The following is a 13271-nucleotide window of genomic DNA, read 5'->3' as shown; positions in this document are numbered from 1 at the left end:
GATAAGCAACTTATCTTGTTCCTTTTAAATTACAATCCCGATTTAACGGAAGAGATGTACAGCATTTACAAAGAGTTTAATTTTTCAGCAAGTCACACGCTTAATGGGCTAGAAGAAGGCCATCCGTGCATGCGCCTACATGGACATAACTACAAAGTTTTCTTCCATTTTAAAGGCGAGCTAAATGCCAATGGCTTTATAATTGATTACCGCCAACTTCAACCAATAAAAGAATATCTTGACACCGTGTTAGACCATAGCCATCTTAACGATATTCTTAAAATACAACCTAGCGCTGAAAATATTGCCTTTTTCCTATATAGCAAATTCAAAAAACAGTTTGAGCAGCTTTACAGGGTAGATGTAAAGGAAACGGAGAAAACCATGGCGAGCTATGTTGAAGACTAAGCTCAAAATCGTTGAGATTTTCTATTCTCTCCAAGGCGAAGGTGCTAATACCGGAAAACCTTTTGTATTTATACGCCTATCGAACTGCAATCTGAATTGCTGGTTCTGCGATACAGATTGGAATAAAGGCCAAGAGTACACGCTAGAGCAACTTCTGAATGAAGTGAATCAGTATTCGTGCAAAAATATACTGTGGACTGGAGGTGAGCCAACTCTACAGCTAACAGATGAAATATTACGCTATTTTGAAGGCTACTACCATGCTATAGAAACGAACGGAACCAATGAAGTTCCATCTCTAATAGACTACATTACCGTAAGCCCCAAAGTAAAGCCCAGCGAAATAAAACCGACTCGCATCAACGAGATTAGGTACCCTATTGAATTGAATACACCTATTCCTTCTATTAAAGAACTTCCACATGCCGAAAACTACTTTTTAAGCCCTATGTTTATGGGAGCCCCACGACAACGTTTCGACATGGTGAAAGCCAATGTAGACTACTGCATCCACTATATTAAAAATCACCCAGAGTGGCGATTAAGCCTTCAAACACACAAGATTTTAAACATTCTATAATTGCATGCTACGTTACCAAATATAAAAGGAGAGGGACTTCCCTCTCCTTTTCGTATAACTAAAGCGATTCAAACTCTTTTAATACCTTTATTAACTCCATAACCATGGGCTTTTTACTCTCATCTTGAGTATCTAATCCCTTTGTTAAAGTCCCAATTGCAGACGCGATCGCTTTTGGGCTAGCATCTCCTGCCGAATTTTCGATAATGGTAAATGCGTCATAAGCTGTTAAGTAATCTGCTGTAAGTACAAGCTCCACATACAACTCTAAATCATCTGCAAAAGACAACGAGTTTTGCCATAAGGCAGCAAGGTAAGACTGTAGTTCTGCCGTTCCTCGCAAATATTTTACGCCTTGAGTTAGTAGCTTTGCTGCTTCAGGATGCTTAATATCCATAACCAACTCTAAAATAGCCTTCTTTTTTTCCTCCTCAATCTTCTCCTCTGCTAATAACTCTACAAGGTAAGGTATGATTTGGATATCACTAGAGTTACGAACCTGTTCTAGGTGATCTTTAAACTCATCACTATCAATCTTCCGTAGCTGCTGAACTAGCTCTATAATCTTCTTAATCTGCGCATCTAGCTGGATATTCTTATCCATAAATATGAATTTTTCTTTGTTTATTCTCTACTTTACATGGAGGGCAAGGAAACGTCCAGTATGCAAATCACTGCGTTTGGCAAGTTCCTCTGGCGTTCCTTCAAAAGATAAATTGCCGCCTTTTTCGCCTCCGTCAGGCCCCAGATCCACCACCCAATCAGCGCACTTAATTACATCCATATTGTGCTCGACGATGATGATGGTATGCCCATTAGATAGCAAAGCCTGAAAAGCATCCATAAGCTTACGAATATCGTGAAAATGCAGGCCTGTTGTGGGTTCATCAAATATGAACAAAAGAGGGCCACTGGTATTATCCTTCGATAGGAAAGAGGCTAACTTGATACGCTGCGCCTCTCCTCCCGAGAGCGTACTGGATGACTGTCCTAAACGGACATACCCTAACCCAACATCCTTCAAAGGCTTCAACTTTTCGGCGACCTTTTTGGTCAAATTATTCCCTTGTGCTACAAAAAAGTCAATAGCCTCGTCAACTGTCATTTCCAGTATATCGTAGATAGATTTTTCTTTATAGCGAACCTCCAATATTTCCGACTTAAAACGCTTTCCTCCGCAGCTTTCACAAACAAGGGTAACATCAGCCATAAACTGCATTTCAACCTTTATAATCCCTTCGCCTTGACATTCCTCGCAACGACCTCCATCTATATTAAACGAGAAGTGCGATGGAGTAAAGCCATTCTGCTTAGCGTACTGCTGCTCCGAAAATAGCTTGCGTATTTCGTCGTATGCTTTTATGTAGGTAACGGGATTAGAACGCGACGATTTTCCAATGGGATTTTGGTCCACCATCTCGATTCCTTTTATCGATTTGATATCTCCTGATACGCCTTGATGCTTACCAGGCTTATCGCCTGTTCCTAAAATAGCACGATTTAAGGCTGGAAATAAAATCCGACGAACCAATGTTGATTTCCCAGAACCGCTAACACCTGTTACAGCCGTCATAATGCCTAAAGGAAACTTCACCGAAATATCTTTCAGATTATTTTCTGCCGCACGCTGCACCTCGATAAAGCTGCTCGACTTACGATGAATTTTCGGTGCCTCTATTTTTTCGACACCAAGTAAGTACTTTGCCGTAAGCGACCTATCCGACTGAGAAAGGTTGGTGTGCGGGCCCTGAAAAACAACCTCACCTCCATGCTGTCCAGCCATTGGTCCAATATCTATAATCTCATCGGCAGCACGTATAATTTCCTCTTCGTGCTCTACAACCACGACAGAATTTCCCTGATCACGTAGCTGCTTTAAAACCTTAATTAAACGATGTGTATCACGAGGGTGAAGCCCAATACTAGGTTCATCCAGAATATATAGCGAGCCAACAAGACTACTTCCTAAAGAGGTTGCTAGATTGATGCGCTGCGATTCTCCTCCTGACAATGTAGAGGACAACCTATTTAAAGTCAAATAGCCCAACCCCACATCTGTCATGAACTGCAGCCGGTTGCGGATCTCTACCATAATACGTTTTGACACCTTCGTGTCGTGCTCATCCAACTCCAATGTTTGAAAGAACAAATGAAGATCTTCGATAGGCATCAACACCAAATCGCTGATGGTAACACCTCCTATCTTAACATAAGAAGCCTCGGGCTTCAGCCTAGCCCCGTTGCAAACAGGGCAAATGGTTTTGCCCATATACCTTGAGAGCATCACCCGATACTGTATTTTGTACTTTTTTTCTTCCAGATACTCAAAAAATCGGTCAATCCCAGAGAAATGGCTGTTGCCTTTCCAAAGTAATTTTTGCTGTTGAGGTGTCAAATCTTGGTAGGCTCGATGAATTGGAAAGTCAAAGTTTGCCGCATTATATACTAGCTCATCCTTCCAAACTTTCATCCCCTCCCCACGCCATGGAGCCACAGCATCCTCATAAACAGAAAGCGACTTATCTGGTATAACAAGATCCGCATCAATGCCTATGACCTTTCCATATCCTTCACACTTAGGGCATGCACCTAGGGGACTATTGAAACTAAAAAGATGAACGTTAGGCTCTTCAAATTGAATACCATCCAACTCAAAAAGGTTAGAAAAATGTTCAACAAAAGGTTCACCATCAGTTGGAAAAACTTTAAGAGCAACAATCCCACTCCCTTCGCCAAAAGCAGTTTGCACCGAATCGCCAAAACGGCTAATAGAATCTTCATCGGAGTTCGCTGCAACACGGTCGATAATCACAAATATCTCTGAAGCATCAATGCTATCAATAGCCTTGATAACATCCTCAACTCGCATGGCTTCGCCCTTAACCTCTAAACGCTGAAAGCCCTCTTTCATCAAGAGGGTAAGCTTGGCAATAACACCAGTTTGTGGGTCGAAAGTTAATGGAGCCATAATCTGCAGGCGCGTACCCTCGGGCTGGCGCAGTATAAAGTCCACCACATCGGTCACCGAGTGCGATTTTACCTCTAAACCACTTACTGGTGAGTACGTTTTTCCAATACGCGCGTACAGCAGCTTAATGTAGTCGTATATTTCGGTTGATGTTCCGACAGTAGAACGAGGATTACGCGTATTAACCTTCTGCTCGATGGCAATAGCAGGAGGAATTCCCGATATATCATCGACATCAGGCTTGTTGACACGCCCCAAAAACTGACGAGCATATGCCGACAAACTTTCTACATAACGACGCTGCCCCTCGGCAAATATCGTATCGAAAGCTAAAGTCGACTTTCCCGAGCCCGACAACCCAGTTATGACAACCAGCTTATTGCGTGGAATATCCACATCAATATTCTTAAGATTATGAACCCGAGCACCCCTTACTGAAATGCACTTTGGCTGTTTTTTATCCGACATTTTACTCCTTTAGAAGAACTTTCAAAGTTAACCAACTTTGCGGATAACCCGAAAAGCCCCCAGATGTTTACGACGTTAAATGAAGCTGCACGCCCCCTTAAACACGCCTCACAAATAAAGCTAACTTTGTAATCTTTTTTAAAAATCTGCGTCTATTAAGCATGTTAAGAATTAATCCGCTTTTATGTATGAATAAATTATTACTAGTTACATTCCTGTCTGTACTTTTTCCATTCCTTGCGAGTGCAGATTTGGGCTCTTACATCGTAGTTGGTAAGGCCATCGACTCAACTTCTAAAAAGGGAGTTCCCTTTGTTACCGTTACCGTTCAAGACGGGCACAACAAGGTTATCAAACGGGTAGCTTCCGATGGAGACGGGACCTTCGAATTTACGGTTAAAGAGCCTACCGCAGGACAGGTTATTGTTAGCGCCATCGGTTACGGCACCTCTAAAGCAAATTTTAGCATTAAAGCCAACACAAAAAAAACTAACATCGGCAATGTGCTAATGTCCGAAACGCTTGCCCAGATTGGACAGGTGGTTGTACAGGCTCAGCGCCAGCTGATAAAGGTTGAACCCGATAAAATAAGCTACAACCCCGAGGCAGATCCAGAAGCACAAACGATTAATGCACTGGACATGATGCGTAAAGTTCCTCTACTCACCGTTGATGGAGACGATAACATTAAGCTCAAAGGGGCAGGAAACTACAAAATCCTCATCAACGGGAAGGAATCGCCGCTGATGAACAACAATGCCAAAGATGTGCTTAAAGGGATGCCTGCAAGCAGCATCAAAAACATTGAGGTTATCACCAACCCCTCCTCTAAATATAGTGCTGAAGGTGTAGGTGGAATTATTAACATTGTAACCAACAAAACCAATATTTCAGGTTTTTCGGGTAACGCATCGCTCAGAGTAGACCACTTTGGCAGCGTCGGTGGCAACATTTATACAACCGCCAAAGTTGGGAAGTTGGCTTTCTCGCTTAACTACGGCTACGGTCAATGGAAACGCCCCAAGGGAACACAATACTCGAGCATCGAAAACCTTCTTGGCACCGAATTTAAATCATCGATTGCCGAAGGAGCTAGCAAAAACAACAGCAACAACCATTTTGCTAGCGGCGAATTAAGCTACGAAATAGACTCGCTAAACCTGATTAGCGGATCTTTTATGGGCTTCTTTGGCTCCAATACTGGCAACAACGACCTACTCACCTCGATGTATCTTCCCGACAATAACTCGGTAAATCAGCTGGTAACACAATACCGAAATATCAACAAAAGTAAGGGAACCTACGGCTCTATGAGCGGAAATATTGACTACCAACGCTCGTACAAAAAACCAGATAAGCTGCTAACCTTCTCCTACAAACTAGATGTTAACCCAACATCGAGCAAGTACGACAGAGAAATTGTTGGTATAAAAAATTATCTCCCCTCCAAAAACAGGTCGGAAAATACAGCAGGAACCTACGAAAACACCTTCCAAGCAGATTTTGTGAACCCCATTACCCCAAAGCATCAGTACGAAGTTGGAGTAAAGTACATTCTTCGTACCAACCCCAGCAATATCGACTACTACAACTACAACGAACAGTCTAATAGTTGGATTCCGGACAATAGCCGAAACAATGACCTAGACTACACCCAAAATATTGTTGCAGCTTATGTAGGCTACCTCCTCAAGCTAAACCAAACATCGTTCAAAGTAGGTGCCCGCTTAGAAGATTGCTATACCGACGGCTCTTACAACCAAAAAGGGAAGGACATGTCGTTTACCAACAGCCTAACGGATGTAGTTCCCTATGCAACCATTTCGTACAACATGGGCGATGCAAGCAGCCTTAAACTATCCTACACACAGCGCCTACAGCGCCCTAGTATCTGGTACCTAAACCCCTATATCGATGATGTAAATCCAATCATGATTTCTTACGGAAATCCAAACCTTAAGACCGAAAAAGTTAACTCATTCGACTTGGGATACAACTTCTTTGCCTCAAAGTATAGCTTCGACATCAGCATGTATGCTAGGCTAAACAATAATGCAATCCAAACGGTATACAAGCCACAATCATCGGGTGCCTACGAAAAGACATTCGATAATCTGGGTAAAAACAACCAGTATGGGCTCTCACTATACGGCTCAGTTAACCCACTTCCCACCTTCTCTATTAGCGCTTATGGCGATGTGGAATATGGTATGTTTGATGGATACACCCAAGACTTTACGAATGGGGTGTTAGCTCCAAAATTTGTGGAAAAAGAGGGATGGAATTACAACTTCGGGGGAAATCTTCGCTGGACCTTCCTCAAGTCATTTACCCTATCGAGTTACGGAGGATATCATTCGAAAAGAATTGAGCTATTTGAGAAAACACAACCCTTTTCCTACCATGGAATCAGCCTCCGCAAAGATTTCATGAATAAGAAGATGGCCCTAACGATATCAGCAAACAATCCGTTTAAGAAGATGCAGGTATGGGAAACAAGCTCTGTCTCTCCTACGCTAGTTACCTACAACAGAAACGAATCGGAAATGCGCACCTTCCGCCTTTCGGTAACCTACCGATTTGGGAAGATGGGACAAACCGTAAAGAAGGCTGCTCGCAGCATTAACAACGACGATGTGAAAGGCGGCGGAAACAAAGGTGGTACAACAGGCGGTGGTGGTGGAAACTAACCCAGAAGTAAATCAGATAAAGAAAAAGGCTGTACTTACGTACAGCCTTAATTTTTTTATTGCTCAACTAGTAGGTTATTTCACAAAAACCACACGCAATCCTCACTCAGCAATTGGAAATACGTTAGCCAGCTGCATTAGCCGAAATTAAGTCAAACAATTAAACAGAACTTTCGCTCTGTCTCAACCAAACCCAAATCAACAGACTTAAGAATCCAACCTGTTTCAATTGAACCCATTAAGTTGCTAGATGCTGAGAAATATTTTGTGTTTAATAACATTCAATTTCCAGTGCAAGTGTACTCTTTTTTTTCAGACCCAACAAGTCGATTCCGTGATTTTTTCTCTTAAAAATCAACTTTTATGTTTTAACGCCCTCTCCTTTGCATCTAAGTAGTATTTTCGCTCCTCATCATCCATTTTTTCAATGCTATAGCGCAACATTGTACGCGGCATAATGGCCGCATGCTGGTCTAAGAAAGCAACCAGAGCCGCTTTATTCCTTTTCCCAATCTCACGCAAGCACCAACCTGATGCCTTGTGCATTAAATCGTGCCGATGAGAAAGGAAGTGCTCGCACAGCAGCAGCGCTGTATCGTGCTCGTTTTTTCGGATAAACGCAAGCGTGGTTACCATCGCAATTCTCTGCTCCCATAGGCTTTCTGAGAGAGATAATTTAAAGAGCAAATCCTTAGGCCTGCCCTGCAGGTATCCCCCAAGTATCTCAACGCAGCTCAGATCTACTAAATCCCAGTTGTTGACATGCTTGGTGTTCTTTAGGTACAAATCTACAATGGCCTTTCGTTGCTGGGAATCCTTCGCCTTTTTGAACTGCGCCACCCAAATCAGCAAACCAGCCAAGCGGATCTCGTGAAACGGCGATTGAACAAGCAACTCCGCATCCAACGGAGAGAGCTGATGCTGGTAGGGCTTTATCGTTTGGCGTATGGTGGGCACCTTTAATCCAATAAACTGATCGCCCTCGCCATACTGCCCCTTACCCGTCTTAAAGAAGTACTCCACCTTAACTTTTACCTCCGCACTTCCTAAAGCCATAAGCATTTCTACCAATTCCTTACACATAGGAGTAACTTATTAATGTTTATGCATAAATGTAGCACAATTTTGGGGATAAAACGCGGTCTAATAGCTTGGTGCATTAGCACCATTTCCATACTTTTAGCGAAAAGAACTAACATCAAAAAACGTAACAAATGACAAAACTTAGAGCTGCAGCCGTCCTTGCCGCTGCGATGTTTTTAGGAATGTCTGGTTTTGCGCAAAAGAAGAGCGTAACGGTTGCCGACTTCACCGAGAAGGGAACCTTTAGGGCTAAATCCGTTTATGGGCTATCCTCCATGAAGGACGGAATGCACTATACCGCTCGCGAAGGCGCCAACATCCTAATGTATAGCTACCAAACTGGAAAAGTAGCCGACACCATTCTAACAGGGAAACAGCTGGCCAGCAAAAAAATTGCCATGGTTGTAGACTACTCCTTTAGCAACGACGAAAAGGAGATGCTGCTACTAACGAACTACGAGGATATCTACCGCCGCTCGTTTACGGCAGATTACTTCGTGTACAACCGAGCAACCAAGGAAATCAGCCCTCTATCAACTAACGGCAAGCAGAGCTACGCCACCTTCTCTCCCGACGGATCAAAGGTTGCCTTTGCTAGAAATAACAACGTTTACATAAAAGATTTAGCCTCTGGCGTAGAAACGCAGGTTACCGTCGACGGAAAATTCAACGAAATCATCAACGGATCGACCGACTGGGTATACGAAGAGGAGTTTGGCTTCGCCAAAGCTTTTGCCTGGTCGCCAGACAGCAAGAAGCTAGCCTACTACCGTTTCGACGAATCGAGGGTAAAGCTTTTCAACATGAATAAGTTTGAAAACCAGCTCTACCCAAGCAACTATACCTATAAGTATCCAAAGGCTGGCGAGCAAAACTCGGTAGTATCAATCTACTGCTACGATCTTGCGGCTGCCAAATCAACCAAAATGAACGTTGGCGACGAGGATAACCAGTACATTGCCCGCATAAAGTGGACTACGGACCCCAACAAGCTGGCCATGATACGCCTTAACCGCCTACAAAACCAGCTAGACATTCTGGTTGCCAACGCCGGCACAGGCGAATCATACGCCCTATACACCGAAAAAAACGACCGCTACATTGCTGAGGTTACTGACGAGTACCTCACCTTCCTTGCCAACGGCAAGCAATTTATCATAACCAGCGAAAAGGACGGATACAACCACCTGTACCTTTACGATATGAACGGTAAGCAGGTTCGCCAGCTCACCAAAGGCAGCTGGGATGTTACCGAGATAGCCGGGATAGACGAAGTGAAGGGGCTGGTGTACTACCAAGCCGCTGCCATATCGCCCATGCAGCGCGAGCTGTACGTTACCTCGCTAAACGGGAAGATTAACAAGAAGCTATCTACCCTTGCCGGCACCAACCATGCCACCTTTAGCGCAGGCTGCAAGTACTACATCAACTTCTTTAGCAGCACCTCCACTCCCACCTTCATAACCCTACACGAGGCCAGCGGCAAGCAAATACGCCTGCTCGAAGACAACTCGGCTTTGCAGGAAAAAGTCAAGGAGTACAACCTTAACCCAAAGGAATTTTTCAGCTTTACCACCCCCGAAGGCGTAGTACTTAACGGCTGGATGATTAAGCCAGTTGGCTTTAACGAGGGCACCAAGTACCCCGTATTTATGACCCAGTACAGCGGTCCCGGATCGCAGCAGGTGCTCGATTCGTGGGGATTGGGCTGGGAAAACGTGCTTGCTCAGAAAGGCTACCTGGTGGTATGTGTAGATGGCCGTGGCACCGGCGCCCGTGGCGAAGCGTTTAAGAAGCAAACCTACGGCCAGCTTGGAAAGCTGGAGGTTATAGACCAAATTAACGCCGCTAAGTATCTAGGTACCCTTCCCTACGTAGATAAAAGCCGCATCGGTATATGGGGATGGAGCTACGGCGGATTCATGTCGCTTAATGCCATTTTCCAAGGCGCCGACGTATTTAAGATGGCCATCGCCATTGCCCCAGTAACCAACTGGAGGTACTATGATAGCATCTACACCGAACGCTTTAACGGTCTACCTCAAGACAATCCTAAGGGATACGACGACAACTCGCCCATCAACCATGTTGCCGGACTTAAGGGTAAGGTGCTTATCGTACACGGCACCGCCGACGATAACGTGCACATCCAAAACAGCTACGAGCTGGTGTCGAAGCTAATCCAAGCCAACAAGCAGTACGATATGATGGTTTACCCCGACAAGAACCACAGCATTTACGGAGGAAAAACCAGAACACAGCTACACACCAAATTTGTAGAATACGTTGAGGCCAACCTGTAGTACCTCACCCAACGAGCTTTCGAGGGCTTCCTTTTAAGGAGGCCCTCTTTTTTTATCCCTACGATTTCGCCGATAAACCGAACTCATAGCCATACAGGAAGCTCCAGAAGTAAAACGAAACCTCGGTTTCGAGGCCACCTCAAAGACGACGTACAATATACCCGTTGGGGTTATATAACGTATCTGGGGTGGTCCGGGACGTATCCGTTGGGGTTGCACAACGTATCTGGGGTGGTCCGGAACGTATCCGACGGGGTTCGGAACCGGGTCAGAGGGGTTCGGAGGTGGTCGGTCGGGGTTCAGAACCGGGTCGATGCGTCGTTGGACGTATCCGTTGGGGTTGCACAACGTACCTGGGGTGGTCCGGAACGTATCCGTTGGGGTTGCACAACGTATCCGTTGGGGTTATGCAACGTATCCGACGGGGTTCAAGACCAGATCAGAGGGGTTCGGAGGTGGTCGGTCGGGGTTCGGAACCGGGTCGATGCGTCGTTGGACGTATCCGGCGGGGTTGTACAACGTATCCGGGGTGGTCCGGGACGTATCCGACGGGGTTGCACAACGTATCCGTTGGGGTTATGCAACGTATCCGACGGGGTTCGGAACCGGGTCAGAGGGGGTCGGAGGTGGTACGGAGCACCTACAAGGGTGGTCGGGAATACCTATCAGGGTGGTTCGATACACCTTCGAGGTGGTTGCTACCACCTGTATAGGTGGTCGGTTGGACCTCCGAGGTGGTACGGAGCACCTACAAGGGGACACTATCCCCCAAAGTATGTAAACTAAAAAAACCGCATGCAATGCGGCTTAGGCTTAAAACAGCGATCCAATCAAGTATCAGCACACCTACAGCACATGAATTTCGTGCTCGAGTACCTCCACCACATCGCCCACGCGTATCTTGGCGCGCTTACGGCTTTCGACGTTACCGTTCAGCTTCACAATGCCGTCTTCCACCATCACGCCTGCTTCGGCGCCATTGCTCGATATATTTACCGCCTTAATAAGCTGGGTAAGCTGTATAAAATCGCCCTTGGTGAGCTTAAATTCAATCTTCTTCATGTGTATCCTATAAAAAAATGGCCACCGTAAAGGTAGCCATTTTTATGTATTATAATCGAGTATTTTACTACGCTTGAGATGAGCTCAAGGTTACCTTTTCGAGCCACTTAACCATCGATAGCATAACCAACATCGATGCTGCTGTTGCTCCCACAAACACCAACCAGCAAGCCCAGATAGGTACTGAAGTGTAAAGGATACCACCAACAAATAGAAGCGAGTTACCTACAGCCGTTGCAGCCAACCAAGCACCTTGCATCAAACCTTGTAGGTGTGGAGGTGCAACCTTAGATACGAATGATAGTCCAAGTGGAGAGATGAACAGCTCGGCTACGGTTAGGATAAAGTAAAGGATAACCATAATCCAAGGAGTAACACGAATTGCGCTAATTTGAGCTTCCGACATAGAACCTAGCGCTTCCTTTCCAGGAAGAACGAAAGAGAAGATCATTAGGAAGATGTAGGCCATAGAGGCAATCCCCATACCGATAGCAATCTTCATTGGAGTTGACGTTTCTTTACCTCTGCTCTTCATGAAGCTAAATAGCCACATGATAAGTGGAGTAAGGGTAACAACGAAGAATGGATTAACGCTTTGGAAGATTTCCGCTCCCTTTATGCTTGTAAACCCAAGGTCGATGTTAATAACGCTCAAGTCTACATAGTCGCGCGCAAAGTAGGTTAGCGAGTAGCCATTTTGGTGGAACGAAAGCCAGAAGAAAATAACCACACCGAAAACTGCGAAAAGCGCATAGATACGTTGCTTAATTTCGTGGGCGCTCATCTGTACCTCTTCTCTCGAAATCTTGTGAGCAGCATCTTTAGCAACCGCCTTTTTAGCAGGATCTGGGAATTTGTTCTTGTTAAGCAAGAAAACAACCAACGAGATCACCATAGCAACGATAGCAGCCATGAAGGCGTACTGGAATCCGCGGTTGAAAACATCAAGGTAGCTGTTTACGAAAGCGGTAAGATCGGTTACTGGAGTCTTATCTAGAATAGCCGCGTTGGCATAGTCTTGAAGGCGAGATAGCGACTCAGGATTCATATTATTGCCATCAGCAAGGTACTTGTGGCAAAGTTCAGGAAGGCTTGCGTTGTAGTCGAAGTTGTTCACCTTCAACCACCAGTTTCTTACACCAATAGCAATCCAAGGTGCGAAGAAACCTCCAATGTTGATAAACATATAGAAGATCTGGAATCCAGAGTCTCTCTTATCGCTAAACTCCTTGTTGTCGTACATCTGACCAACAAGCGCCTGTAGGTTTCCTTTGAAAAGACCATTACCGAAAGCGATAACCAAAAGACCCAAGCAGGTCATGGTTAGGTAAAGGGCCAAACTTGGTACTGGAGTAGGCGTTGGAATCGAAATCAGGAGGTAACCAACGGCCATTAAAATAAGACCGAATAGGATTGTCCCCTTGTAGTTCTTGGTTTTGTCGGCAATAACACCACCAACAAGTGCTAGCAAGTAAATTGATGCATAAAAAGCCGAATAAATATATCCGGTAGTGGTTTCAGATAGGCCAAACTTAGCAGATATAAACAGCGTTAATATCGCCATCATAATGTAGAAGCCGAAGCGCTCCCCCATGTTCGCTAAGGCAGCAGCTATTAAACCTTTGGGCTGTCCTTTAAACATATCTATTGTTGTTTTAAATTAGTGTTAATTGTGTTTGATTGCTGGCAAAGATATTAATTCCGAAACG

10 protein-coding genes are annotated in these 13271 nt (G+C 44.8%); 5 read left to right on the top strand and 5 right to left on the bottom strand.

The features are described 5' to 3' along the window. Positions 1–15 precede the first annotated feature (15 nt). Both L990_RS06565 and L990_RS06560 read left to right on the top strand, forming a co-directional pair. The gene (locus L990_RS06565; protein ID WP_231562255.1) at positions 16–408 is read left to right on the top strand and encodes a 6-pyruvoyl trahydropterin synthase family protein; all 393 of its coding nucleotides are present in this window, start codon (positions 16–18) and stop codon (positions 406–408) included. Continuing rightward, a complete protein-coding gene (locus L990_RS06560) occupies positions 395–988 on the top strand; it encodes a 7-carboxy-7-deazaguanine synthase QueE (protein ID WP_047446716.1) in 594 nt (197 codons plus the stop codon). The genes L990_RS06565 and L990_RS06560 overlap by 14 nt, the downstream gene beginning before the upstream one ends. A 58-nt stretch (positions 989–1046) precedes the next feature. Here L990_RS06560 and L990_RS06555 read toward each other — a convergent pair whose 3' ends face one another. Next, on the bottom strand, positions 1047–1592 hold the full coding sequence (locus tag L990_RS06555; RefSeq protein ID WP_047446714.1) for a hypothetical protein: 546 nt from the start codon (positions 1590–1592) through the stop codon (positions 1047–1049). A 27-nt stretch (positions 1593–1619) separates the two neighbouring features. Further along, the gene (gene uvrA / locus L990_RS06550) at positions 1620–4424 is read right to left on the bottom strand and encodes an excinuclease ABC subunit UvrA (protein ID WP_047446712.1); all 2805 of its coding nucleotides are present in this window, start codon (positions 4422–4424) and stop codon (positions 1620–1622) included. A 188-nt stretch (positions 4425–4612) separates the two neighbouring features. Here uvrA and L990_RS06545 point away from each other — a divergent pair, with 188 nt between their 5' ends. Then, positions 4613–7114: an outer membrane beta-barrel family protein gene (locus L990_RS06545; RefSeq protein ID WP_047446710.1), complete on the top strand. Its 2502-nt coding sequence runs from the start codon at positions 4613–4615 to the stop codon at positions 7112–7114. Between the two features lie 354 nt (positions 7115–7468). On the opposite strand, the gene L990_RS06540 is transcribed toward L990_RS06545, so the two are convergent. Next, complete coding sequence (locus tag L990_RS06540) at positions 7469–8197, bottom strand: DNA alkylation repair protein (RefSeq protein WP_047446708.1); 729 nt, start codon at positions 8195–8197, stop codon at positions 7469–7471. Positions 8198–8328: 131 nt separating this feature from the next. Here L990_RS06540 and L990_RS06535 point away from each other — a divergent pair, with 131 nt between their 5' ends. Continuing rightward, on the top strand, positions 8329–10500 hold the full coding sequence (locus L990_RS06535; protein WP_081981629.1) for a S9 family peptidase: 2172 nt from the start codon (positions 8329–8331) through the stop codon (positions 10498–10500). Between the two features lie 529 nt (positions 10501–11029). Next, a complete protein-coding gene (locus L990_RS19915; protein WP_156121401.1) occupies positions 11030–11281 on the top strand; it encodes a hypothetical protein in 252 nt (83 codons plus the stop codon). A gap of 65 nt (positions 11282–11346) precedes the next feature. On the opposite strand, the gene L990_RS06525 is transcribed toward L990_RS19915, so the two are convergent. Further along, the gene (locus L990_RS06525; RefSeq protein ID WP_047446703.1) at positions 11347–11562 is read right to left on the bottom strand and encodes an RNA-binding S4 domain-containing protein; all 216 of its coding nucleotides are present in this window, start codon (positions 11560–11562) and stop codon (positions 11347–11349) included. Positions 11563–11629: 67 nt separating this feature from the next. Continuing rightward, the gene (locus L990_RS06520; RefSeq protein ID WP_047446701.1) at positions 11630–13204 is read right to left on the bottom strand and encodes a peptide MFS transporter; all 1575 of its coding nucleotides are present in this window, start codon (positions 13202–13204) and stop codon (positions 11630–11632) included. Positions 13205–13271: the final 67 nt, after the last annotated feature.

Source organism: Alistipes sp. ZOR0009 (assembly GCF_000798815.1).
Classification (GTDB): Bacteria; Bacteroidota; Bacteroidia; order Bacteroidales; family ZOR0009; genus Acetobacteroides.
The sequence above is the reverse complement of the archived record's forward strand: the minus strand, read 5'-3'. Positions and strand labels throughout refer to the sequence as shown.